Below are 23,915 nucleotides of genomic sequence, written 5' to 3' on the forward strand. Positions count from 1 at the left end.
AGGTTTACATAAACGTCGAATAATGTAAGGTTGAGATATGCCCACACCTGTCATCGTCGGTGCCGTGCGGACGGCAATCGGACGTTCGTTCAAGGGAACCCTGGTCAACACCCCGCCGGAGACGTTGATCACCACCGTGCTGCCCGAGGTGGTGCGCCGCGCCGGGGTTGAGCCGGGCGCCATCGATGACATCATCTTCGCGGAGTCCCACTACGGCGGCGGTGATCTCGCGCGGTACGCGGCGGCCAAGTGCGGGATGGAAGACGTGCCCGGCCAATCCGTCAACCGGCACTGCGCGGGCAGCCTGACCGCGATCGGCAACGCGGCCGCCCAGATCGGCTCCGGCATGGAGCGGGTGCTGATCGCCGGGGGGGTGCAGTCGTTGTCGATGACGCCGGTGACCAAGTGGCGGGTTCCTGGGCCAGAGCTGACCTTCGAAGAGCCCTGGATGCCGCCCACCCACCCGGAAGCCCCGGATGCGCCGACCCGCGACATGTCGATCACGGTGGGCTGGAACACCGCGCAGGCCGTCGGCATCACCCGCGAGGAGATGGACGCCTGGGCGGCGCGGTCGCATCAGCGGGCGATCGCCGCCATCGACGCGGGCAAGTTCGTCGACGAGATCGTGCCGTTGAAGATCGAACTGCCCGACGGATCGGTGACCGAGTTCAGCGTCGACGAGCACCCGCGCCGGGACACCACGGTGGAGAAGCTGGCGGGCCTGAAGGTGCTGCACCCCGAGATCGAGGGGTTCTCGATCACCGCCGGCAACAGCAGCGGCACCAACGACGCGGCCGCCGCGGTCGCCCTCGTCGAGAAGGACTACGCCGAGGGTCAGGGGCTGAGCGTGCTGGGCAGCGTCAAAGCGTGGGCGGCCGCCGGGGTGGCCCCCCGCGACACCGGGCTGGGCGCGGTCAAGGTGATCGGCAAGGTGCTGCAGCGGGCCGGGCTGTCGCCCGGCGACGTCGCGCTGTGGGAGATCAACGAGGCGTTCGCGTCGGTGCCGATCGCGGCGTGCCGCGAATACGGCCTGGACGAGGAGAAGGTGAACTTCTCCGGCAGCGGCTGCAGCCTGGGCCACCCGATCGCCGCCTCCGGGGCGCGGATGGTGACCACCCTGGTCTACGAGCTGCGGCGGCGCGGCGGCGGCATCGGCGTGGCCGCGATGTGCGCGGGCGGCGGCCAGGGCGGCGCCGTCGTCATCGAGGTCTGAGTTTTCCGACGTGGCACCCGCGACTGTGCGGTCTCATACGCGTCTTCTCGGGCGATGCGTATCCAGCCGCACAGTCGGCGCCATGGCGGGGTTAACGTCGGCGCCTTCGCGGGGTTAACGCTTGCGCCGCGGGGCTTTCTTGCCCTGCTCGATCAGCCGGCTGGCCTGGTCGAGGATGCAGTCCAGTCCGTACTCGAAGTTGGTGTCGTCGGCCGCGCCGATCCGGTGCCCCTCGGAGGTGACCTGGGCCAGCAGCGGCGTCGTCTCCGGGTCGATCACCATGGCCTCTTCGAAGTCGCCGGGCCCGTCGTCGGCCGCCTCCCGGTTCTTCTCGTAGAGCCGTCGCAGCACCACCGAGCCGCGGACATGCACCGAGATCGCCGAGTAGGTGTCGAAGGCGTCCTCGACCGATAGCCCCGCCTCGACCAGGCTGGCGATCGCCTTTTCCACCTCCTGCACCCCCAACCGGGCGGCCCGCGGGCTCAACGCGGCCCGGATCAGAATCAGGTCGCACAAAATCGGGTTGGCCAGGAACGCTTTTCGCATCGTGCGGGCGTGATTGCGTAAGGTCTCGCGCCAGTCGTTGGCTTCCACATAGGGGGTGGCGAAGACGAACTGGCGCAACGCGCGGTTGGTCATCGCGTTGAGCAGGTCGTCCTTTTTGCGGAAGTACCAGTAGATGCTGGTGACCCCCACCCCGAGATGCTTGCCCAGCAGCGGCATGCTGAGGTTGTCGACCCCGACCTGCTCGGCGAGTTCGAATGCGCCGTCGATGATGTCGTCGGGATTGATCGAGCCGCGTTCCCGCCGCTGACGCTTTTCAGCGGTTGCTTGCTTTGCCACTGCGGGCACCTCCCTGCAGATCGTTGCTGCGCACGCAGTTCGTGACCTCCGGTCGCCCCGAATCTACCGGCAGCACTGCCTGAACTGCGGCTACGGACGCGTGTCGCGGCCCGTCTCGCCTCGCCAACCTTACCGGTGGCCCTCCGGGCGGGCACCCGGGCAGCCCTACCGTGCGGTTCGCGACGTGCGCGCTGAGCACTGGCGGACGGGTTCTCATTCCTCAACTGTAACGCCTATGGTAAGGATTCTGGTAAGTATCGTTTTCTCCTGGGTGAAGGGTGATCGGTGTCAGAAGCAATCCTGCGGGAGCGCCACGGGCGAATCCTTGTCGTCACAATCAACCGGCCGGAAGCCCGCAACGCGGTGAACCTGGCCGTCAGTCAGGGCCTGGCCGACGCGGTCGATGAGCTCGACGCCGACCCCGAGCTGTCGGTGGCGGTGCTGACCGGCGCCGGCGGCAATTTCTGTGCCGGTATGGATTTGAAGGCCTTCGCCGCCGGCGAACAGGTCGCCATCCCCGGCCGCGGCATCGGCTTCACCGAACAACCGCCGCGCAAACCCCTCATCTCGGCCGTCGAGGGATACGCGTTGGCCGGCGGCACCGAGGTGGTGCTGGCCACCGACCTGGTGGTGGCGTCCACGACGGCCAAGTTCGGGATCCCCGAAGTCAAACGCGGCCTGGTGGCCGCCGGCGGGGGACTGCTGCGGTTGCAGCACCGGATCCCGTATCAGAAGGCCCTCGAATTGGCGCTGACCGGTGAGCATTTCACCGCCGAACAGGGCGCGGCGTGGGGTTTCGTCAACGCGGTAACCGAACCGGGCCAAGCGCTGGCCGGGGCGATCGAGCTGGCCGAGCGGATCACCGCCAACGGGCCGTTGGCGGTGGCGGTGACCAAGGACATCATGGTCAAGTCCGCGAGCTGGGCCCCCGCCGAGATGTGGCAGAACCAACTCGAACTCATCATGCCGGTGTTCGCCTCCAACGACGCCAAGGAGGGCGCGATCGCGTTCGCCGAGAAGCGCGCCCCCAACTGGACCGGCACCTGACCCATGGATCTGGGGTTGGCGAACGCGACCGCGGTGGTGGTGGGCGGCGGTCGTGGGATGGGATTGGCCACCGCCCGCTGCCTGGCCGACGACGGGGCCCGGGTCGCGGTGGTGGCGCGGTCGGGGACCGACGTCGATCGCGCCGCCGCGGACCTGACCCAGCGCGGCAGCCCCGACGCGCTCGGGCTGGTCGCCGATACCAGCGATGAGCGTCAGGTGTCGGAGGTCTTCGCCGCGGTGGGTGAGCGCTGGGGCGGTGAACTCAACATCTTGATCAACACCGTCGGGCCCACCGTGCAGGGCCGCTTCGAGGAGTTGGCCGACGAGCAGTGGCGCCAAGCCGTCGACCAGGGCGTCATGGGCATGGTGCACTGCGTGCGGTCGGCGCTTCCGTTGCTGCGCAACGCGGACTGGGCGCGGATCGTCAACTTCTCGGCGCACTCGACGCAACGGCAAAGCGTGATACTGCCGGCCTACACCGCCGCCAAAGCCATGGTCAACAGCGTCTCCAAGAACCTGTCGTTGCTGCTGGCGCCCGACGAGATCCTGGTCAACGTGGTCTCCCCGGGCAGCATCGCATCCGAGGCGCTGGTGGGGTGGGCCACCTCGGTCGGGATCGACGGCGAGGACCCGTATGCGTTGATGGCGGGCATCGCCGAGCATTTCGGGCATCCGGCGCATCTGCCGCGCGCCGGCCTGCCCAACGAAATCGGGCCGGTCGCCGCGTTTTTGGCATCCCGCCGCAACTCCTATATGACCGGCGCCAACGTCAACGTCGACGGCGGCTCGGATTTCACCTAGCCCGACGACGATGCGCGCCGCGCAGCGGCGGGCTGAGGAGTCGGGCCATCAAATCGAGCCTGAGGAGCGCACCATGGCGACGGCGGGTGAAGCGCGGGACTGGGCGCGTAGCGCGCTGCGCGGCATCGGCGACTCGCTGTACACGCCGTTTCGCGGCGTCGACGGCGACGACATCGACTGGGACGCCTACCGCGCGTTGGTGCGTTACTGCGTCGCCGATCTCGGCCACCCGATGCTGTGGTGCACCAGCGGGGTCGGCGAATTCTGGTCGCTGACCCTGGCCGAACGTCAACGGCTGCTGGAGGTGGCGATCGAGGAGGGACGCGCGGCCAACCCGGACCTCGTCGTGCAGGCGTGCACGGCGGCCACGTCGGCCAAGGACTGCCTGGCGCTGACCCAGCACGCCCAGCAGGCTGGCGCCGACATCGCCTACCTCCAGACCCCGATGATGGAAACCCACGGCGGCGACGGGGTGCTGCGGTTTTTCCGGTACATCGCCGACCGCACCGATATCGCGCTGGGCATGTTCAACTCACCGTCCTCGGGCTATGTGCTGAGCCCGGCCGAAAGCGCCCGGATCTACGCCGAGATCCCGGCGGTGTGCGCGACCAAGGAAGGTGCCTTCCGCCCGGCCAGCAGCCGGCTATTGCACGAGCTGGCACCGGGTCTGGTGATCTGGGAGTGCGATAAAACGGTGTATCGCGCCGGGTGGCTGCGGGCCGGGATCGTGTGCCCGGCGCAGCTGGGCACCACCGGCTACCTGTTCGAGACGCCGCGGCGGCGGCTGCTCACCGAGTACTGGGAGCTGATCGTGGCCGACAAACTCGTCGATGCGATGGACTTTGGTCGGGACTGCGGCCTGGACCAATTCGACGTCGACATGGGGTCGTGGCTCACCTGCTATCCCGGTCGGCCCGACTACTTCACCCACTGGGGCGGCGCCTTCAAATACGCCGCGTCCCTGCTCGGCTTGCCGGTGGGCGACTACCCGCATTCCCGGCCACCGCAAGCCGAGCTGCCCGCCGCGGGGCGCCAGCAGATCACCACCGCCTACCGGCGGCTCGGGCTGATCGAGGCTTAGCCGGGCGCTCAGCGTCGTGAGCTTACCGAGTGGACGGGGCCAATCACTACCGCTATCAACAGCCTCGCGACCCCGGTGGGCCCCCGCGCGGCCACTTGTCGCATGCCGCTATCGAAAGGTATACAGTATGAGTCATTACTGAGCGCTGAAGAGGGCAGCCAACAGCGAGGAGGGCCATCGGTGGGGTGCGGATGTGGTGCCGATCTTCGGGCCCGCGTGGTGATCGAGCTAGGCGTGCTTCGATGACCGCCGCCGAAGACGTGGAGGCCAACCAGCAGGACGCCGTGCTCTACGACGTCACCGACCGCGGCGTCGCCGTCGTGACCCTCAACCGTCCGGCGCGGCTTAACGCCTGGGGCCCCGAGATCTCGGCGGGCTTCTACGCGGCCATCGACCGCGCCGAAGCCGATCCCGGCGTGCGGGTGATTGTGCTGACCGGTAGCGGTCGCGGATTTTGTGCCGGCGCGGATCTCGGTGGCTCGGGATCCATCGACGAAAAGCTCGGCGACGGCGACACCGACGTCAGCCAGCTGGTCGGCGAGCGCCACCCGCACTTTTTGACCGCGCTGCGCAAACCGGTCATCGCGGCGGTCAACGGGGCCTGCGTCGGTATCGGCCTGACCCACGCTCTGATGTGCGATGTCCGGTTCGCCGCCGCCGGCGCCAAATTCGCCACCGCGTTCACCCGCCGCGGCCTGATCGCCGAATATGGCATCACCTGGATCCTGCCGCGGCTGGCCGGGTGGGGCGCGGCGATGGACCTGCTGCTCAGCGGGCGCACCTTTTACGCCGAGGAGGCCCACGAACTCGGCCTGGTCAAGGAAGTCGTCGCGCCCGAACGGTTGCTGGCGCGCGCCATGGAATACGCCGAGGATATCGCCGGCAACTGTTCCCCGGCATCACTGGCGGTGATCAAACAGCAGGCGTACACCGATGCGCTGCGCGACATCACGGACGTCAGCGCACGCGCCGAAAAGCTGATGCACGAGTCGCTGCTGCGGCCCGACGTCATCGAGGGGATCACCAGTTTCTTGGCGAAGCGGCCGCCGAACTTCCCGCCGCTGAGCCAATAACACGCGAAGAGAAAGGATTGCGGCCATGGTGCTGGACTACCGAGCTATCGACGCCGACAACCACTACTACGAGCCGATCGACTCGTTCACCCGCCATCTGCCCAAGGAGTTCAAGCGCCGCGGCGTGCAGATGCTCACCGAGGGCAAGCGCACCTTCGCCGTCATAGGGGGTGTGGTCAACCACTTCATCCCGAACCCCACCTTCGACCCGATCATCGAACCGGGCTGTTTGGACCTGCTGTTTCGCGGCGAGATTCCCGAGGGTGTCGACCCGGCGTCGCTGATGAAGGTCGACCGGCTCGCCGATCACCCCGAGTACCACGACCGCGAGGCGCGGGTGAAGGTCTTGGACCGGCAGAACCTCGAGACGGTGTTCATGCTGCCGACGTTCGCCTGCGGTGTGGAGGAGGCGCTCAAGCACGACATCGAGGCGACGATGGCCTCGCTGCACGCGTTCAACCTGTGGCTCGACGAGGACTGGGGTTTCGACCGTCCCGACCACCGGTTCATCTCGGCGCCGATCATCTCGCTGGCTGATCCCGAGAAGGCCGTCGAGGAGGTCGAATTCGTGCTGGGCCGCGGCGCCAAGATGGTGCTGGTGCGCCCCGCCCCGGTGCCGGGGTGGGTCAAGCCGCGGTCGCTGGGCGATCCCAGCCACGATCCGGTGTGGGCGCGGTTGGCCGAGGCCGGGGTGCCGGTGGGCTTCCACCTGTCCGACAGCGGCTATCTGGCGATCGCGGCGCTGTGGGGCGGTCAGGCGACCTTCGAAGGGTTCGGCAAGAAGGATCCGCTCGACCAGATCCTGCTCGACGACCGGGCGATCCACGACACCATGGCCTCGATGATCGTGCACCAGGTCTTCACCCGCCATCCCACGTTGAAGGTCGCCAGCATCGAGAACGGGTCCTACTTCGTGTACCGGTTGATCAAGCGGCTCAAGAAGGCCGCCAACACCGCGCCGCAGCACTTCAAGGAGGATCCGGTGGAGCAGCTGCGCAACAACGTCTGGATTGCCCCGTACTACGAGGATGACGTCAAGCTGCTCGCCGAGACCATCGGGGTGGACAAGATCTTGTTCGGCTCGGACTGGCCGCACGGCGAGGGGCTCGCCGATCCGATGACCTTCACCGCCGACATTCCGCAGTTCCCCGAATTCAGCGCCGAAGACACCCGGAAAGTGATGCGGGACAACGCCTTGGATCTACTCGGCGTCAACGTCGCGGTCTAGGCATGGGCGAATGGACCATCGGCGCGGTACTCGACGCCATCGCCGACGTCATCGGCGACCGGACGATGACGGTGTGCGGGGATCGTCGCAGCACCTTCGGCGAGTCGGCCGAACGCACCCGCCGGTTGGCGAACTTTCTCGCCGGCCGCGGATTCGGGGCGCACCGCGAGCGTGCGGAGCTGAGCAACTGGGAGTGCGGCCAGGACCGGGTCGCGCTGATCATGCACAACGACCTGTACCCCGACATGGTCGTCGGCTGCCTCAAGGCGCGCACCGTCCCGGTCAACGTCAACCACCACTACACCCCCGGTGAAGTCCGCGACCTGCTGGCCTATCTGCGGCCGCGCGCGGTCATCTACCACAAGTCGCTCGGCGCGAAATACGCTGCGGTGCTTCCCCCGGACGGTGCCGACCTGCTGATCTGCATCGACGACGGGACCGACGCGCCGGAGCTGCCCGGCGCGGTATCGCTGGCGGACGCGCTGTCCCACGGCGATCCCGACCAGATCCTGGCCGGCTCACCGGATGACCTGTTGATGATCTGCACCGGCGGCACCACTGGTCGCCCCAAGGGGGTGCTGTGGCGCCAGTCCGACATCTACGTGTCGTCGATGGTGGGCGCCGATCACGCCGGCGTGGAGGAGATCCACGCCAAGGTGCGCGGCGCCGCGGGACCACCGTGGTTCGCGGTGTCCCCGCTGATGCACGCCGCCGGGATGTGGACGGCGTTCTCGGCGATCATGGCCGGCACCACGGTGGTGCTCTACGACACCGCGTCCCCGCTCGATCCGCGCGCGGTGTGGGCGACCGCCGAACGTGAGAAGGTCGGGTTGATGACCATGGTCGGCGACGCCTACGCCGCACCGCTGGTCGCCGAATTACGGGACCGCCGCTACGATTTGGCGTCGCTGTCGGCGATCGGTACCGGCGGGGCGGCGACCAATCCCAAACACCAGCGGGCATTGCTGGAGCTGCTGCCCCAGATCACCTTGATCAACGGATACGGCTCGTCGGAAACCGGAAACATGGGCTTTGGGCACAGCCGCACCGACACCCGCTCCGACACCTTCACGCTGCGGGAGGGCGGCCTGGTGCTGTCCGAGGATTACAGCCATTTCCTTTCCCCCGGCGAGCCCCAGGTGGGGTGGGTGGCCCGGACCGGGCGCATCCCGCTGGGCTACTTCAACGATCCCGACGGCACCCGGCGCACCTTCCCACAGGTCGACGGGCGGCGGGTGGTGATCTCCGGTGACCGGGCGTCGCTGGAGGCCGACGGCACGCTGCGGTTGTACGGGCGGGATTCGCTGGTGGTCAACACCGGCGGCGAGAAGGTGTTCGTCGAGGAGGTCGAAGAGATCCTGCGCGCCCACCCCGACATCGCCGACGCGCTGGTGGTGGGGCGGCCCAGCGACCGGTGGGGCGAAGAAGTCGTGGCGCTGATCGCGGTGCGCGACGGCGTCGACCCGGTCGGTGAGCGGCTGCACGCCTTCTGCACCACCCGGTTGGCGCGCTTCAAGGCGCCCAAGGAGTTCATTGTGGTCGAGACGATCCGCCGTCTCGGCAACGGCAAGGCCGACTACCGCTGGGCGAAAAGCCGGGCAGCGCAGGGGATGACATGACTGACAACGCCGACCGGGCCATCGATTGTCTGGTCAACGTGCACTTCGGAGAGACCGAGCAGCAGCCGTCGTTCATGCTTAAGGTGCGTGACGACTACTTCAAGGGGCCGGCGTCAATGTTCGCGCCGGTCGATTTGGCCGAGCTGCTCGACGAGATGGACCGCCACGGGGTGGCCAAGGCCATCCTGATGGACAATCTCGCCAAGCCGTCGGTGACCGCGCGCAAATTCGTGCAAGCCCGCCCGGATCGGTTCGCGCTGGCGATCGGCGGCATCAACCTGCTGCGGCCGATGCCGTCGCTGGCCGAGCTGTCCGCGGTGGTGACCGACCTGCCGGTCGTCTACGCCGTGGTGGGGCCCAGCTTTTGGGGCGACGGGCAGTACCCGCCCAGCGACGCCGTCTACTATCCGCTGTACACCAAGTGCGCCGAACTTGGCCTGCCGCTGTGCATCAACACCGGCATCCCCGGGCCGCCGATCCCCGGCGAGGTGCAAAACCCCATCCATCTGGACCGGGTCTGCGTGCGCTTCCCCGAACTGCGGCTGTGCATGATCCACGGCGCCGACCCCTGGTGGGATATCGCGATCCGGCTGCTGATCAAATACGCCAACCTGCGCCTGATGACCTCGGCCTGGTCACCCAAGCGGCTGCCGGACAGCTTGCTGCACTACATGCGCACCCGCGGACCCGACAAGGTGATCTTCGGCTCGGATTGGCCGGTGCTGCGGATGAGCCGGGTGGTGCCCGAGGCGTTGGCGCTCGACCTGCCCGCCGAGGTGCTGGACAACTACCTGTACCGCAACGCCGCCGCATTCTTCTTCGGCGAAGACCGCGAAAAGGAGCAGTGAGTCATGGATCGCTACGAATTGCGCCGGCTGGATTACAGCCTGAGCGAGGACCACACCGCGCTGCAGCGGGCGTATCGGCAGTTCTTTGCGACCCACTGCCCGATCGACACCGTGCGGGCCGCCGAGGCCACCGGGTTCGACAAGAGCCTGTGGGAGCGGTTATGCGCGATGGGGGCGACCACGATGGCGCTGCCGGAGTCGGTCGGCGGCGACGGCGCAACGCTGGTCGATTTGACTTTGGTGGCCGAGGAGATCGGTCGCGCGTTGGCCCCGGTGCCGTGGATCGACCACGTCTGCGCGGCGCGGTTGCTGGCCCGGTTGGGGGCCGTCGAGGACGACATCAGCACCGGGCGGCAACTGGTCGCGTTCGATCCGCAGCAACAACCGGTCGGCGGGGTTCGGTTGATGCCGAGCGGGTCGATCGCCGACCACATCATCGTCCGGGACGGCGACGAGGTGGTGCGGTTGACGTTCGGCACCCGCCCGGCCCGGGTCGACAACATCGGTCGGCTGCCGATGGCCTGGGTGGACCCGGCGAACGCCGACGGTCGCACCGTGCTGGGCGCCGGCCCCGATGCGCTGGCCGATTACCAACGGGCGCTGGATGAGTGGCGGCTGCTGACCGCGGCGGCGCTGGTGGGCCTGGTGGAAGAGACGATGACGATCGCCGCGGAATTCGCCAAGACCCGCTACACGCTGGGGGTGCCGATCTCCACGCTGCAGGCCATCTCCCATCCGTTGGCGAATATGGCCATCACCGTGCAGGGCGGACGCGGGCTGGCCCACCGGGCCGCGTGGTTCCTGGATAACGAGCCCGCCGAGCGACCCGAACTGGCGCCGTCGGCGTTCGTGTTCATGACCGAGGAGGCCGCCAAGGCCGCCACCATGGCCGTGCACATCCAGGGCGGTTTGGGGGTGTCGGCGGAAGCCGCGGCCACCGCGTACCTGGTGCGGGCCCGGGGCTGGCCGTTGGCCGGCGGCGACCCCGGGGCCACCGCCGTCCGCGTCGCCGAGATCGTGGCCGCCCGCGAGGGCGCGGCCGACCGGAGTTAGGAGCAACACCGATGGATTTTTCCCGGGTAGAACTGTCCGATGAGGATGCGGCGTTCCGTGACGAGGTACGCGCCTTCCTGGCCGAGCAGGTGACCGAGGACGTCATCCGCCGCGACCGGGAAACCGGCGACAACTTCGATGAGGGCGTGCATTTGGCGTTGGGCGCCGCCGGATACCTGGAGAAGGAGTGGAAGCCCGAAGCCGACGGCGGATTCAGCCGGGTGCGCCGCCGGATCTGGGAGCTGGAGAAGCGACGTGCCGAGGTGCCGTGGGTGACCTGGGGGACCACCGCGATGGTGGCGCGCTCGGTGGTCAAGTTCGGCTCGCCCGACCTCCAAGATGAAGTGATGCCAGGGGTGTTCAGCGGCCACATCCGGTTGTGCCTGGGCTACACCGAACCCGAAGGGGGCTCGGACGTGGCGACCTGCAAGACCCGCGCGGTGCGGGAGGGGGATGGCTCGAGCTGGATTATCAACGGCTCGAAGATGTTCACCACCGGCGCACATAACTGCCAGTACGTCTTCTTGATCACCAACACCGACCCGAGCGCGCCGAAACACAAGAGCCTCACCATGTTTCTGGTCCCGCTGGATTCGCCGGGCATCGAGATCCAAGGCATCCGCACCGTCGACGGCGACCGCACCAACATCGTCTACTACAGCGACGTGCGGGTCGATGACCGCTATCGGCTCGGCGAGGTCAACGGCGGCTGGGCGGTGGTCCGCGAACCGCTGGACGCCGAGCACGGGGCGGTGGCCGCCGCCGACGACGGGCTGGCCGACGTCGCGATCATGACGCATCAGGCGGGGTTCATGTGCGAAGCCGCCGACAACGTGGCGGCGTTGCTCACCCGGCCGGATCCGGGTGGGCGGCGCGCGATCGACGACGGCTCGGTGGCCTACCGGCTGGGCCGCAGCATCGCCCGGATGGAGGCGGCGCTGTCCACGTCGAGCATCTTCGGCCGGGTCGCGATGGCGCAGGCCATGCGCGACATCGCCCCGGATCTGATGGACATCGCCGGTGCGGTGGCGGCCCTGCCCGTCGGTGCCGACGGCGGCGCCGACGACCGCAGCGAATACGTGTACCGTTTCGCGCCGCTGGTCGGCATCTACGGCGGCACCCTGGAGGTGTTCCGCAACATGATCGCCCAGTATGTGCTGGGCTTGGGCAAGCCTCAGTACGCACCGTCTCGGTAAGCTCACCCCCTGCCGCGAGCGTGCGTGTCCCCGCCCGGCACGCCGGGGAATTCACCGTTTCCGCGCACGCTCGCGCAAGTCAAAAGCGTGAGTCAGGAGCGGGCCAGCACCGGCGGGTGCACCGCTTCGGGGTCCGGGTTGGCGATCGGCAGGCCCATGAAGCGCCGGGCGTTATCGCCCATGAAGTCATAGGTGCGGCGCACGTCCATGCCCTCGGCGTACTTCCAGAAGCCCTTCGGCTCGGCCAGGCCCTCCGGGTGCGGGTAATCCGAGCCGAACAGCACCCGGTCCCAGCCGACGGTGTCCACCACGTCGGCCACACAGCCCTCCCAGAACGGGCTGACCCAGATGTTGCGGCGGAACACGTCGTGCGGGTGCTCGGGGAAGTTCTGCGGCATCTTCTGGTACAGATCCTCGAAATCGTGGAACAGCGGGAAAATCCACGAACTGCCGTTCTCGACGCTGGCGATGCGCAGCTTGGGGAACCGGGTCAAGGTGCCGTGGCAGATCAGGCTGGTGATCATGTCGGCGATCTCGCGGTGCCCCAACACCATCCAGCGAAACGCGCTTTGCGCCATGAAGTTCTGGGTGTACGGCGGCTCCCACTTGCCGACGTAGTCGTCGAGCGGGGGATAGCTGGCGTGTAGCACGATCGGCAGGCCGGCGGCCTCGACGTCGCGCCAGAACGGGTCGAATTCCGGCAGCGCGGGGGAGCGCCAGCCGCCGATGCCGTTGACCGGGCCGGGTTTGATCAACGCCACCGCAGCGCCCTGGGACAGGATGTAGTCCAGTTCGCGCTGGGCGCCGTCCACTTCGGACAGGTTGATGATCGGGGTGGAGAACACCCGGTCGGCGTAGTTGTAGCGCCAATGTTCGGTCATCCACTGGTTCAGCGCGTGGATGATCGCCAGGGTCAGTTCGGGGTCGTCGGCCGCGGAGTGCTCCACCAGGCTGGCCAGGGTCGGGTAGTTCAACGCTTCGACGACGCCCTGCCGGTCAAGTTCGGCGACCCGATCGGCCGGATTGCGGGTGGCGGCCGGCGCGGCGATCGCGGGCCCCTGCATTTCGCGCAGCGTCAGCCCGTCGGGGTTGTCGCCGGCGAAGAACTTCTCGTGCGCGCCCGGGGCGGCCACCCGCTCGAAGGTGGGATTCGGGATGAAGTCGCTGACCTTGTTGTTGATGATGATCCGGGTCTGCCGGCCGATCTGCGCGAACTGCACGGCCCGCGAGTACTTCTCCGGCAGGTATTTCGTCAACGCGTCGGGGGTCTCGTACATGTGCTGATCGGCGTCGAAGATCGGTGCCGCGGTGAACTGGGTCATGGCTTGTGCTCGCTTTCACTACCGCGAGCAGACGCAAAAGTCCCCGAAAACCGTCCCGGGAAGGGGCTTTTGCGTCTGCTCGGCGGAACTCAGGTGGTGAGGATGGTTGCGGCGGCGGTGCCCGGCGCCCCATACAGTTGGGCGAAGCCGACCTTGGGTGCCCCGGGCACCTGGCGGTCGCCGGCCTCGCCGCGCAGTTGACGGACCAGCTCGTGGATCTGGCGCAGCCCCGACGCGCCGATCGGCTCCCCGTTGGCGATCAGCCCGCCGTCGGTGTTGACCGGTAGCGACCCGGTGATCTCGGTGGCGCCGTCGGCCAGCAGCTTCTCCTGGTCGCCGTCGGCGCAGAACCCGCATTCGGCCATGTGGATGATCTCCGCGCCGGCGTCGGTGTCCTGCAACTGGATGACGTCGACGTCCTCCGGCGCGATCCCGGCCCTCTCGAACGCGGCCCGGGCGGCGTACACCGTCGGCGCGACGTCCTCGTCGACCGGGGCGAAGGTGGTGTTGACCTCGTAGGCGCCGTAGCGGCGGGTGCGCACCTCGATGGCCCGCAGGTACACCGGCGTGTCGGTGTAGCGGTGGGCAATGTCGGCCCGGCACATCACCACGGCCGCGGCGCCCTCGTCGGGGGCGCAGAACATGTACTGGGTGAGCGGATAGTTCAGCATCGGTGCGGCCAGGATGTGTTCCTCGGGGATCGGTTTGCGCCGAAACGCATTCGGGTTCAGCGCCCCGTTGCGGAAGTTCTTGGCGGCCACCTTGGCCAGCGTCGCCTGCGAGATGCCGTGATCGTGCAGGTACCGGTTGGCCTTCATCCCGAAGAACTGGGTGGTGAGGTACTGCCCGTTCTCGGCGTACCAGCTCGGCATCCCGACCAAGGCCGGGTCCTCGGTGAACGCGCCCCGGGGATGCTTGTCCAGGCCGACGGCGATCCCGATGTCGTAGTCGCCCAGCCGGATCCCGTCCGCGCAGGCTTTCGCGGCGCTGGCCGCGGTGGCGCAGGCGTTGAACACGTTGGTGAACGGAATCCCGGACAGGCCCACCATGCCGACGATCGCGTCCGGGTTGGCCACCGTCCAGCTGCCGCCGGTCGCGGCCCCGATATCCGACCACGCCACCCCGGCGTCGGCGACCGCGGCGAAGATCGCGTCCACCCCCATCTGCATGGCGGATTTACCCTCGAACCGGCCGAACGGGTGCAGTCCGACCCCAATGATCGCGACGTCGTTCATTGGCGCCGCCCCGTCGGCGCGAAGGCGAAGGTGAGGATCTCGGTGCCGTCCTCCTCGGTGGTCAGCGGCACCATGGTGAGCTCGACGTCCATGCCGAATTCCAGTTTGGCGGGATCGTTTTCGGTGAGCCGGCCCTCGACGCGGATCACGTCGGAAAGCTGCACCAGGCCCACCCCGAACGGGACGAAGTCCTTGCCGGTCGGCCCCCGATACGGCGGGCCCGGCGGGAAGCCCTGGGTGGTCCACGCCACCAGGGTGCCGCGGCGGGGCAGCAGCTGCTGGTCCATCCGGTCGCTGCTGCACTTCGGGCAGCGACCCTGGGCCGGGAACACCACCGCCGCGCACGCGCCGCACCGGCTGCCGATCAGCTGTGGACTGTGGTCGGGCCAGGTGGAGATGTCGGGTGCCAGTGCCTTCTGCATGGGGTCCTCCGCGATCCGGGCCTGCTAACTGTAATACTTACAGTATCGTACTGTAGCGCAGGCCGAGGCGGTGCGGCCACGGGTTAGCACGGCGTAGCGTCACGCGATGGCGCCGGACTCCTTGAGTTCGGCGATGCGGTCCCAGTCCATGCCGATTTCCGTCAACACGAGCTCGGTGTGCTCGGAGGCCTGTGGGGCGCGGGTGGTCTGCAGCGGCTCGTGGTTGAACTGGACCGGACCGCGCACCACCTTGAACGGCGGCCCGCCGTCGCCGGCCGCGACCTCGACCACCATGTCGTTGGCCAGCGCCTGCTCATCGGTGGCCAGGTCGAGGAAGCTCTGACACGGCGCCCACTGGCCTTTCATGGTCTTCAGGTGTTCCCGCCAGTAGGCGAACGGTTTGCCGCCGATCGCCGCCACAATCAACGCGCTGGCCGCCGCGGCGTTCTCCATCAGCGGCCGCACCTCGGCGAACCGGGGATCCTCGGCGGCCTCCGGGATACCGAGATGCTCGAAGGTGTCCCGGATATAGCCGGTCGGGCTGACGATGCACAGGTTGATGGTGCCGCCATCGGAGGTTCGGTAGTTGCCCAGGAACGGATTCACCGGCGAACCACCGGATTGCGGCATCTCGGCGCGCATGGTCTCGCCGGTGTCCATGCCCTGGGTCATGCTCGCGCCGGCCGCCCACCACGCGGTGGACAGCAGCGAGACGTCGACTTCGGTCGCGGCGCCGGTCCGCTCCCGGTGTAGCAGCGCCGCCGCGATGCCGCCGGCGATGTTCATGCCGCCGATGGAGTCCCCGAACGCCGGAATGCCCTGTGACAGCGGGCCGCCCAGCTCGGCCGGGCTCAGCGCGTGGCCCACGCCGCTGCGGGTCCAAAACGCCGTGCCGTCAAAGCCGCCGACGTCGCGCTGCGGCCCCTTGTCGCCGTAGGCGCTGCCCCGGGCATAGATGATGTTCGGGTTCACCGCGCGGATGTGTTCGACGTCGAACCGGTTCTTCTGGCGCGCCGCGGGCAGGTAGTTGGTCAGGAACACATCGGCGGTCTTGGCGATTTCGTACAGCACCCGTTGACCGTCCGCGGTGGACAGGTCGACGCCGACGCTGCGCTTGCCCCGGTTGGGGTGCTCGATGAGCGGATGCCGGTCCGGGTTGAGCACAAACCCGCCCATGTTGATGAAGCCGCGCTGGGTGTCACCGCGCACCGGATGCTCCACCTTGATGACGTCGGCGCCCCAGTCGGCCAGGATGGCGCCGGCGGCCGGCACGAAGGTGAACTGCGCAACCTCTAGAACCCGGATGCCGTCCATCACCTTGATCACCGGAGCCCTCCTTTCGGCAGCCTGGTTGTAGATTGCCCGCCCGGGCCGTCGCTGTCGAGCCCGCGGACCCAATGTTGAAATATCATACTGTAATAATTACAGTTGACTCGCCAAGTGGGGCCGAGGGGATTGAGGTGCCGGTGAGCGACGTCGTCGAAGACCAATCCGCGCCGAGCGTGGCGATGGGGCAACGCGCGGCGCGGGCCGCCGAATCGCGGATGCTGATCGACGGCGCACTGCGGCCCGCGGCCTCGCGCGCCGAATTCGACAACGTCAGCCCGGCCACCGGCCTGGTGCTGGGTACCACCGCCGCCGCGGGCGCCGAAGATATGGACGCGGCCATCGGCGCCGCGCGGCGCGCCTTCGACGACACCGCCTGGTCGACCAACCGCGGGCTGCGCCACCGGTGCCTGACCCAGCTGCAGGCGGCGCTGGCGGCCGAGCGGGACGCGCTGCGCACCGAACTGATCGCCGAGGTGGGTTGCCCGGTGATGACTACCCAACTCGCGCAGCTGGATTGGCCGCTGGCCGCGGCGCTGCAGTACCCCGCCGCGCTGATCGAGACGTTCGAGTGGGAGCGCGCCCTGGACGCCGACGCGTTGTTCGGTGACCGCAATGTGCGCACCGTCGTCAAGGAACCGGTCGGGGTGGTCGCCGCCATCACGCCGTCGAACTTCCCCGTCGAGGTCATCCTCAATAAGCTCGGGCCCGCGCTGGCGGCCGGCAACAGCGTCGTGCTCAAACCCGACCCGAACACGCCCTGGAACGCCACCCGGCTGGGACGGCTGATCGCCGAGCACACCGACATCCCGCCCGGGGTGGTCAATGTGGTGCCCACCCCGTCCAATGAGGTGGCCGGACGGCTGGCCACCGACCCGCGCGTCGACATGATCTCGTTCACCGGATCGACCGCGGTCGGCAAGACGCTGCTGCGCCACGGCGCGGACACCCTCAAGCGGACCTTCCTTGAGCTGGGCGGGAAGTCGGCGCTGATCGTGCTCGACGACGCCAACCCGGCCAAGATCATCCCGAGTGCGGTCGGGGTGTGCGTGCACGCCGGGCAGGCCTGCGCGGCCACCACGCGGCTGCTGGTGCACGAATCGCTGTTCGACGACACCGTCGCGGCGGTCACCGCGGCATTCCAGGGGGTGTCGGTGGGCGACCCGGCGCTGCCGCAGACCCTGGTCGGCCCGCTGATCAGCGCCCGCCAAAAGCAGCGGGTGCTGGACGCCTACGACCAGGCCCGCGCGGACGGCGCCGAAATCACCACGGGTGGTGGCTCGGTGGACGATCTGCCGGACTATCTGGCCGGTGGGCACTATGTGCAGCCGACCGTGATCGTCGGCGCCGACCCCAAATCGGCGATCGCGCAGCAGGAGGTCTTCGGGCCGGTCCTGGTCATCATGCCGTTCAGCGACGACGATCAGGCGGTGCGGCTCGCCAACGACAGCGCCTATGGCCTGGCCGGCGCCGTGTTGTCGGCGTCAACGGACCGGGGGATGGGCGTGGCCCGGCGCATCCGCACCGGAGCGGTCGGCGTCAACGGCGGCATGTATTACGGCGCCGACGCGCCGTTCGGCGGCTACAAAAACAGCGGCATCGGCCGGCAGTGCGGCATCGAAGGCTTTCAGCAATACCTGGAGACCAAGACCATCGGCTATCGGATCCCGCGGGGGCAGTGAGGCAACGGCGCGGTTAGGCATGCAGTACGGGATGGGCCGGGTTCCCGACGGCTTCGGCCGCCGCGGAGCGGGCGGGCCGGGAGCGTACGGTGATCGGCCACCAGAACCAGCGGCCCAGCAGGGTGGCGATTGCCGGCGTCAGAAACGACCGCACGACGAGCGTGTCGAACAGTAGGCCCAGACCGATCGTCGTGCCCACCTGACCGATAATGCGCAGGTCGCTGACCGCCATCGAGGCCATGGTGAAGGCGAACACCAGGCCCGCGGCGGTCACCACGCTGCCGGTGCCGCCCATCGCGCGGACGATGCCGGTCTGCAACCCGCCCGGCATCTCTTCTTTGAATCGGGACACCAACAACAGGTTGTAGTCCGACCCCACCGCCAGCAGGATGATGACCGACATCGCTAGCACCAGCCAATGCAGCTCGACGCCCAGGATGTACTGCCAAATCAGCACCGACAGACCGAACGACGAGCCCAGCGACAGCACCACGGTGCCCACGATGACCAGTGCGGCGACAACGCTTCTGGTGACCAGCAGCATGATCAGGAAGATCAGGCACAGCGACGCGATCGCGGCGATCAGCAGGTCGTACTTGGATCCGTCGGCCATGTCTTTGAAGGTCGCTGCGGTGCCGCCCAAGGAGATCTCGGCGTCCTCGAGGGGGGTGCCCTTGACCGCCTCGATCGCCGCGTTCTTGATCGGCACCACATGCGAAAGCCCTTCGGGGGTGGCGGGATCGCCCCGGTGGGAGATGATCATCCGGACCGCCGTGCCGTCCGGCGACAAGAACATCTTCAGGCCGCGCTTGAAGTCGGGGTTGTCGAAGACCTCCGGTGGCAGGTAGAAGGAGTCGTCGTTTTTGGCGGCGTCGAACGCCTGCCCCATGGCCGTCGAGTCCTTGCTCATCTCGTCCATTTGGTTGTACATGCCCGACATGGTGCTGTGCATCGTCAGCATCATGGTGTGCATGCTCTCCATGGTTGCGATCATCGGCCCGAATTGCGCGACCATCTGCGGCATCAGCGCGTCCATCCGGTCCATGCTGCCGATCATGGTGTCCATCGAGTCGGTCATTTCGTCGATACCGTCGATGACGTCGAAGATGGACCGGATCGACCAGCAGATCGGGATGTCGTAGCAGTGCGGTTCCCAGTACAAGTAGTTGCGCATCGGCCGCCAGAAATCGTCGAAGTCGCCGATGTGGTCCCGCATCTCGTGGATGGTGCCCTGTAACCCGTGCATCTCGGCGACCATGTCGTGGGTGATGCCGGACAGCTCGGTCATCAGCGCATACATGTGCTTCATGGTCTGGACCGTCGTGCCCATCTCCTGAGCCTGGGTGAGCATGTCGGCCATGCGGTCCTTCATCAGCTTCATGTTCTGCAGCTGGCCCACGCCTTGCATGCTGATCTGAAACGGGATCGAGGTGTGTTCGATCGGCGTACCTTGCGGCCGGGTGATCGCCTGCACCCGCGCGATGCCCTTCACCCGGAAGACCGCCTTCGCCACCTTGTCGATGACGAGAAAGTCCGCCGGGTTGCGCAGGTCGTGATCGGCCTGGATGAGCAGCATCTCCGGGTTCATCCGGGCCGGGGAGAAATGCCGGTCCGCGGCTTGGAAGCCCTGATTGGCCGGGATCTCTTTGGGAATGTAGCGCTGATCGTCGTAGCTGGTCTGATAGCCCGGCAGGGCCGCCAGCCCGACGATCGCGATGGCCATCGACGCGGCGAGGACGGGCCCCGGCCACCGGACGATCGTGGTGCCGATCCGCCGCCAGGCCCGAATCCGCATCGCCCGCTTGGGTTCGAGGAGACCGAACCGGCTGCCGACGGTGACGACGGCGGGCCCGAGGGTGAGTGCCACGGCAACCGCGACCAGCATCCCCACCGCACAGGGCGCGCCCAGCGATTGGAAGTACGGCATCCGGGTGAAGCTCAGGCAATACGTCGCACCGGCGATGGTCAGGCCCGAACCCAAAATCACATGGGCGGTCCCGTGAAACATGGTGTAGTACGCGGATTCTCGGTCTTCGCCGGCCTGGCGCGCCTCTTGATAGCGGCCGAAAAGGAAGATGGCGTAGTCGGTCCCGGCTGCGATCGCCAGCGAGGTGAGCAGGTTGACCGCAAACGTGGAGAGCCCGACGATGTGGTGATAGCCGAGCATCGCGACGACGCCGCGCGCCGCGGCCACCTGCACACCCACCATCGCCAATAGCAGCAGCACCGTGGCGAGCGAGCGGTAGAACACCAGCAGCATGATGGTGATGACCGCGAAGGTCACCAGGGTGATCTTCACCATGCTGCTGTCACCGGCATGCTGCATATCGGACTGCAGCGCCCCCGCGCCGGTGACATAGACCTGGATGCCGGGCGGCGGCGACGCCTCGGCGACGATGTGGCGGACCGCCTCGACGGACTGGTTCGCCAGCGTCTCGCCCATGTTGCCGGCGAGATTCACTTGGACGTAGGCGGCCTTGCCGTCGGTGCTTTGCGCTCCCGACTCGGTCAGCGGGTCACCCCAGAAGTCCTGCACGTGCTGGACGTGACGGGTGTCGGCGCGCAGCGCCTGCATCAGGCCGTCGTAATAGTGGTGCGCCTCGGGCCCGAGCGGTTGGTCGCCCTCCAACACGATCATGGCGACGTTGTCGGAATCGGACTCGCCGAATACCCGGCCCATGGTCTTCATCGCTTGCATCGACGGAGCGCCGGTGGGGCTCAACGAGACCGCGTTCTGGGCACCCACCTCTTCCAACTGGGGCGCGGTGGTGTTCACGACGAACGCGATCGCCAGCCACCCCAGGATGATGGGGACCGACAGCCGCCGCATCCAGCGCCCCAGGAATGAACTGCGCGGGTGCCCGCTCATGCCGACTTCGCCACGCGGCAGACGCCGGAGACGCGCTTGGGAACGCTGAAAATGGTCGGTCTCCTTCGCACGGGACGTCGGCCTCACCCGAGATATTTAACGCACATTTTGTGCGTAACGGGACGCTGCCGTGCGGTGCTTTCCGGCGCAACGCACACGTTGTGCGTTATCCTGATCGTCGTGGAACAGGTGCGGTTCAAACGCGCTCGCACCGAGGAGCACAAACGTCAGCGGGCCGCGACATTGACGGAGGCGGCGCGTTCGCTCGCGCTGGAGACCGGAGTGGCGTCGGTGACCCTAACCGCGGTGGCTGAGCGCGCCGGGGTGCACCATTCTGCGGTGCGCCGGTACTTCAGTTCGCACCAGGACATCTTGTTGCATTTGGCGGCGGCAAGCTGGGCGCGATGGTCGGATACGGTGTGCGAGGAGCTGCGGACGCCGGGTCCCATGTCGCCCGGTCGGCTCGCCGCGACATTGGCCGACGCCTTGGCCGCTGAACCGCTCTTCTGTGATTTGCTGGCCTGTCTTCCGGTGCGCCTGGAGCGGGAGGTGAACGTGGAGCAAGTCGTCGCATTCAAGCGGGTTTGCTACCCGGCGGTGATGTCCCTCACCGACGCCGTCGAGCGTGCCTTACCCGCGCTCGGACGCCAGGGCGCGGTCGACATGGTCAGCATCGCCACCGCACTCGCCGGTGCACTGTGGCACGCCACCCATCCACCCGAGGCGCTGGCCCACGCGTTCGACGCGGAACCGATCGCCCCGCCGGAATGGGACGTCGACTTCGCGCCCACCCTGACCCGAATGCTCACGGCGACCTGCGTGGGGTTGACGACGGCCGCGCGGTAGCCCGGGCGCCTAGCGTGGCTACGCCAGGCTGACCGGCATGCGTTTGATGCCGTGCACGAAGGTGCTGTGCAGGTATTCCGGTTCGCCGACGGTCACCGCGGGCACCCGGGTGACTAGTTCGTAGAACAGGTGCCGCAATTCCATTCGGGCCAGCTGGCTGCCCAGGCAGAAATGCGCGCCGCCGCCGCCAAACCCGAAGTGCGGATTGGGGGACCGGGTGATGTCGAACTCGTGCGGGCGGTCGAACACGGCGTCGTCGCGGTTCGCCGAGCAATAGAACAGCGCCACCTTTTCCCCGGCCGCGATCGGTGTCCCGGCCACCTCGGTGTCGACCAGCGCGTGCCGGGCGAACGCGATCACCGGGGTGGCCCAGCGGACGAATTCGTCGACGGCGGCGTCGATCCGGTTGTCGAAGTCCGCGGCCAACCAGGCCCGCTGCTCGGGATGGGCGTTGAGCGCCTTGAACGCGTGGCTGGTGGCCTGTTTGGTGGTGTCGTTGCCGGCCGAGCCGAGCAGCACCATGAACGCGCCGATCTCGGTGTCGGTGAGCCGGTGGCCGTCGACCTCCGCGTTGAGGATCTCGGTCATCAGGTCTTCGTGCGGCCGCTCGCGGCGACGCTGGGCCAGCTCGATTCCGGCGTTGGACAGCACGCCCAGTTGCGTCATGACGTGCACGGCGCGTTCCTCCAGCGAGGCGTACTCGTCGTCGCTGCCGCTGAACAGGCTCTCGGCGGCGTAGGCGACGGCCTCACGGTCGGCGGGGTCGATGCCGATCATGTCCGAGATGGTGCGCATCGGCAGCTTGCCTGAACAGGCTGCCACGAAGTCGATTTGGTCGCCGGAGCGCAGCTCCGCCAACAGGCCGTCGACCACCTCGCGGGCGTTGGCCCGGATCTGGTCCTCGATGCGGCGGACCTGCCGCGGGGTGAACGCCGCGCTGATCAGCCGCCGGTAGCGGGTGTGTTCGGGGGGATCCATGGCCAGAAAGAAGGTCATGGTGCGCTGGATTTCGGCCGGCATCGGGTCGACGCTGACCCCGAGGCTGGAGCCGAACAGATCGTTGTGCTGGCTGATGTGCTTGATGTCGGCGTGCCGGGTCGCGGCCCAGTATCCGGGTTCCTGGTGCGGGAACACCGCGGGTATCGGACGGTGCCAGGTCAGCCCCGCCTCGGCGCGTAACGCCGCGAAGGTGTCATCCCGAGTGCGAAAGTCGTTGTCCCAGAACTGCGGCGCCGAGATGTCGCGCTGGTGGTAGGGGTGCGGTGAGACGGGTGGGCTGTCTACGGTCATGGCTTCTTTCTCGGTCGAGGAATCAGAGCTGAATCGGTGCTCCGGCGGTGAGCGCGGTGATGTAGCCACCGTCGACGTGGATGTCCTGGCCGGTGATCCACCGCGCCGCCGGGGAGCCCAGGAACGCGATCAGCGGCACCACGTCGTCGACGGTGCCGTGCCGGCCCACGGTGGACCGCACCATCTCGAGGATCTGTTTGCCCATGGTCTGCTCGAAATCCGGCAGGATCGGGGTCTCGATCGGCCCCGGGCTGACGGTGTTGATCCGCACCCCGTATTTGGTCCACGCCGGGCCGGCCAGCCGCTTGGCGTACAGAATCAGCGCCTGTTTGGACGTGCTGTACACCGGATAGTCCGGGTCCTGGCGGGCCTGCCAGCGGGCGACCGACGCGGTGTCGGTCGCGTCGAGCAGGCCGGCCAGCACATCGGCGCGTTGCTCCCAGCCGACCGCGGCCACCGAGGCCACGGCGACGATCGAGCCGCCCTGCCGCAGCAACGGCAACATGCCCTCGGCCATCAACCGCATCCCCAGGTAGTTGACCGTCAGCACGTCGGCGGCGGGCGCGGTGCCGGGAACCCCGGCCACGTGGGCCAGCAGGTCCCAGCCGGAACCGACCTGGGCCAACAACGCGGCGATGCTGGCCGGATCCCGCAGATCACACTGCAGCCACTGCGACGCCGGGGTGTCGGCGGGCCGCAGGTCGACCGCCAGCACGAAATCACCGCGGTCGTGGAAGTACGCGGCGGTGGCCGCGCCGATCCCCGAGCCAGCGCCGACCACCACGATCCTGCGCTGCTGCGCCATCTGCACAACCCTCCTGGCCCGGCGATGCCGAATGTACGACGGTAAGCAGGACTGTAATCAATTCCGGGTGGCCGGACAATCACCGTCGGCGAGAAATTGGCGGTGCTACCGTTAGC

General features: G+C 67.8%; 20 protein-coding genes. 12 read left to right on the plus strand and 8 right to left on the minus strand.

Translation table 11 applies throughout. The annotated features are described in order from the left end of the window. The first annotated feature begins 37 nt into the window (after positions 1-37). Complete coding sequence (locus tag ACAG26_RS15425) at positions 38-1,213, plus strand: thiolase family protein (RefSeq protein WP_370483626.1); 1,176 nt, start codon at positions 38-40, stop codon at positions 1,211-1,213. 114 nt (positions 1,214-1,327) lie between these two features. On the opposite strand, the gene ACAG26_RS15430 is transcribed toward ACAG26_RS15425, so the two are convergent. After that, complete coding sequence (locus tag ACAG26_RS15430; RefSeq protein WP_370483628.1) at positions 1,328-2,056, minus strand: TetR/AcrR family transcriptional regulator; 729 nt, start codon at positions 2,054-2,056, stop codon at positions 1,328-1,330. A 285-nt stretch (positions 2,057-2,341) separates the two neighbouring features. Between ACAG26_RS15430 and ACAG26_RS15435 the strand changes: the two genes are divergently transcribed. The 9 genes from ACAG26_RS15435 to ACAG26_RS15475 all read left to right on the plus strand — a co-directional run bounded on the left by ACAG26_RS15435 (position 2,342) and on the right by ACAG26_RS15475 (position 12,002). After that, the gene (locus ACAG26_RS15435; protein WP_370483629.1) at positions 2,342-3,103 is read left to right on the plus strand and encodes a crotonase/enoyl-CoA hydratase family protein; all 762 of its coding nucleotides are present in this window, start codon (positions 2,342-2,344) and stop codon (positions 3,101-3,103) included. Positions 3,104-3,106: 3 nt separating this feature from the next. Then, positions 3,107-3,904, plus strand: coding sequence for an SDR family NAD(P)-dependent oxidoreductase (locus ACAG26_RS15440; protein WP_370483630.1), 798 nt, complete (start codon positions 3,107-3,109; stop codon positions 3,902-3,904). A gap of 73 nt (positions 3,905-3,977) precedes the next feature. Further along, positions 3,978-4,985: a dihydrodipicolinate synthase family protein gene (locus ACAG26_RS15445; RefSeq protein ID WP_370483631.1), complete on the plus strand. Its 1,008-nt coding sequence runs from the start codon at positions 3,978-3,980 to the stop codon at positions 4,983-4,985. 242 nt (positions 4,986-5,227) lie between these two features. Then, a complete protein-coding gene (locus tag ACAG26_RS15450; RefSeq protein WP_370483632.1) occupies positions 5,228-6,058 on the plus strand; it encodes an enoyl-CoA hydratase in 831 nt (276 codons plus the stop codon). Positions 6,059-6,083: 25 nt separating this feature from the next. Further along, positions 6,084-7,286, plus strand: coding sequence for an amidohydrolase family protein (locus ACAG26_RS15455; RefSeq protein WP_370483634.1), 1,203 nt, complete (start codon positions 6,084-6,086; stop codon positions 7,284-7,286). A gap of 2 nt (positions 7,287-7,288) precedes the next feature. Continuing rightward, positions 7,289-8,905, plus strand: a complete 1,617-nt coding sequence (locus ACAG26_RS15460; protein WP_370483636.1) for an acyl-CoA synthetase — start codon at positions 7,289-7,291, stop codon at positions 8,903-8,905. Beyond that, complete coding sequence (locus ACAG26_RS15465) at positions 8,902-9,753, plus strand: amidohydrolase family protein (RefSeq protein ID WP_370483638.1); 852 nt, start codon at positions 8,902-8,904, stop codon at positions 9,751-9,753. The genes ACAG26_RS15460 and ACAG26_RS15465 overlap by 4 nt, the downstream gene beginning before the upstream one ends. A gap of 3 nt (positions 9,754-9,756) precedes the next feature. Then, a complete protein-coding gene (locus ACAG26_RS15470) occupies positions 9,757-10,806 on the plus strand; it encodes an acyl-CoA dehydrogenase family protein (RefSeq protein ID WP_370483639.1) in 1,050 nt (349 codons plus the stop codon). Between the two features lie 11 nt (positions 10,807-10,817). Next, positions 10,818-12,002: an acyl-CoA dehydrogenase family protein gene (locus ACAG26_RS15475; RefSeq protein ID WP_370483641.1), complete on the plus strand. Its 1,185-nt coding sequence runs from the start codon at positions 10,818-10,820 to the stop codon at positions 12,000-12,002. 92 nt (positions 12,003-12,094) lie between these two features. On the opposite strand, the gene ACAG26_RS15480 is transcribed toward ACAG26_RS15475, so the two are convergent. The 4 genes from ACAG26_RS15480 to ACAG26_RS15495 form a co-directional block, all read right to left on the minus strand. Further along, positions 12,095-13,324 (minus strand): amidohydrolase family protein, encoded by a 1,230-nt coding sequence (locus tag ACAG26_RS15480; protein ID WP_370483643.1) that lies wholly within the window; start codon positions 13,322-13,324, stop codon positions 12,095-12,097. Between the two features lie 89 nt (positions 13,325-13,413). Then, the gene (locus ACAG26_RS15485) at positions 13,414-14,559 is read right to left on the minus strand and encodes a thiolase family protein (RefSeq protein ID WP_370483644.1); all 1,146 of its coding nucleotides are present in this window, start codon (positions 14,557-14,559) and stop codon (positions 13,414-13,416) included. Next, positions 14,556-14,981, minus strand: coding sequence for a Zn-ribbon domain-containing OB-fold protein (locus ACAG26_RS15490; RefSeq protein ID WP_370483646.1), 426 nt, complete (start codon positions 14,979-14,981; stop codon positions 14,556-14,558). Before ACAG26_RS15490 ends, ACAG26_RS15485 begins: the two co-directional genes overlap by 4 nt. A gap of 99 nt (positions 14,982-15,080) precedes the next feature. Beyond that, the gene (locus ACAG26_RS15495; RefSeq protein ID WP_370483734.1) at positions 15,081-16,295 is read right to left on the minus strand and encodes a CaiB/BaiF CoA transferase family protein; all 1,215 of its coding nucleotides are present in this window, start codon (positions 16,293-16,295) and stop codon (positions 15,081-15,083) included. 152 nt (positions 16,296-16,447) lie between these two features. On the opposite strand from ACAG26_RS15495, the gene ACAG26_RS15500 reads away from it, so the two are divergent. Next, on the plus strand, positions 16,448-17,989 hold the full coding sequence (locus ACAG26_RS15500) for an aldehyde dehydrogenase family protein (RefSeq protein ID WP_370483648.1): 1,542 nt from the start codon (positions 16,448-16,450) through the stop codon (positions 17,987-17,989). A gap of 13 nt (positions 17,990-18,002) precedes the next feature. Here the strand turns inward: ACAG26_RS15500 and ACAG26_RS15505 are convergent, their stop codons facing one another. Then, on the minus strand, positions 18,003-20,858 hold the full coding sequence (locus ACAG26_RS15505; RefSeq protein ID WP_370483650.1) for an RND family transporter: 2,856 nt from the start codon (positions 20,856-20,858) through the stop codon (positions 18,003-18,005). Positions 20,859-21,038: 180 nt separating this feature from the next. Between ACAG26_RS15505 and ACAG26_RS15510 the strand changes: the two genes are divergently transcribed. Then, positions 21,039-21,704: a TetR family transcriptional regulator gene (locus tag ACAG26_RS15510; RefSeq protein ID WP_370483651.1), complete on the plus strand. Its 666-nt coding sequence runs from the start codon at positions 21,039-21,041 to the stop codon at positions 21,702-21,704. A gap of 18 nt (positions 21,705-21,722) precedes the next feature. Here ACAG26_RS15510 and ACAG26_RS15515 read toward each other — a convergent pair whose 3' ends face one another. Continuing rightward, complete coding sequence (locus ACAG26_RS15515; RefSeq protein WP_370483653.1) at positions 21,723-22,994, minus strand: cytochrome P450; 1,272 nt, start codon at positions 22,992-22,994, stop codon at positions 21,723-21,725. 22 nt (positions 22,995-23,016) lie between these two features. Continuing rightward, entirely contained in the window at positions 23,017-23,799 is a 783-nt protein-coding gene (locus ACAG26_RS15520; RefSeq protein ID WP_370483655.1) for a coniferyl-alcohol dehydrogenase, read from the minus strand. Positions 23,800-23,915: the final 116 nt, after the last annotated feature.

The organism is Mycobacterium sp. pUA109 (assembly GCF_041287095.1).
Lineage (GTDB): Bacteria > Actinomycetota > Actinomycetes > Mycobacteriales > Mycobacteriaceae > Mycobacterium.

Bases quoted from the DNA above. Each gene is read 5' to 3' on its own strand.
- ACAG26_RS15425 (WP_370483626.1), top strand. From the start codon at position 38: ATGCCCACACCTGTCATCGTCGGTGCCGTGCGGACGGCAATCGGACGT.
- ACAG26_RS15475 (WP_370483641.1), top strand. From the start codon at position 10,818: ATGGATTTTTCCCGGGTAGAACTGTCCGATGAGGATGCGGCGTTCCGT.
- ACAG26_RS15505 (WP_370483650.1), bottom strand. From the start codon at position 20,858: ATGAGCGGGCACCCGCGCAGTTCATTCCTGGGGCGCTGGATGCGGCGG.
- ACAG26_RS15495 (WP_370483734.1), bottom strand. From the start codon at position 16,295: ATGGACGGCATCCGGGTTCTAGAGGTTGCGCAGTTCACCTTCGTGCCG.
- ACAG26_RS15465 (WP_370483638.1), top strand. From the start codon at position 8,902: ATGACTGACAACGCCGACCGGGCCATCGATTGTCTGGTCAACGTGCAC.
- ACAG26_RS15440 (WP_370483630.1), top strand. From the start codon at position 3,107: ATGGATCTGGGGTTGGCGAACGCGACCGCGGTGGTGGTGGGCGGCGGT.
- ACAG26_RS15450 (WP_370483632.1), top strand. From the start codon at position 5,228: ATGACCGCCGCCGAAGACGTGGAGGCCAACCAGCAGGACGCCGTGCTC.
- ACAG26_RS15455 (WP_370483634.1), top strand. From the start codon at position 6,084: ATGGTGCTGGACTACCGAGCTATCGACGCCGACAACCACTACTACGAG.
- ACAG26_RS15485 (WP_370483644.1), bottom strand. From the start codon at position 14,559: ATGAACGACGTCGCGATCATTGGGGTCGGACTGCACCCGTTCGGCCGG.
- ACAG26_RS15470 (WP_370483639.1), top strand. From the start codon at position 9,757: ATGGATCGCTACGAATTGCGCCGGCTGGATTACAGCCTGAGCGAGGAC.
- ACAG26_RS15515 (WP_370483653.1), bottom strand. From the start codon at position 22,994: ATGACCGTAGACAGCCCACCCGTCTCACCGCACCCCTACCACCAGCGC.
- ACAG26_RS15490 (WP_370483646.1), bottom strand. From the start codon at position 14,981: ATGCAGAAGGCACTGGCACCCGACATCTCCACCTGGCCCGACCACAGT.
- ACAG26_RS15460 (WP_370483636.1), top strand. From the start codon at position 7,289: ATGGGCGAATGGACCATCGGCGCGGTACTCGACGCCATCGCCGACGTC.
- ACAG26_RS15445 (WP_370483631.1), top strand. From the start codon at position 3,978: ATGGCGACGGCGGGTGAAGCGCGGGACTGGGCGCGTAGCGCGCTGCGC.
- ACAG26_RS15480 (WP_370483643.1), bottom strand. From the start codon at position 13,324: ATGACCCAGTTCACCGCGGCACCGATCTTCGACGCCGATCAGCACATG.
- ACAG26_RS15520 (WP_370483655.1), bottom strand. From the start codon at position 23,799: ATGGCGCAGCAGCGCAGGATCGTGGTGGTCGGCGCTGGCTCGGGGATC.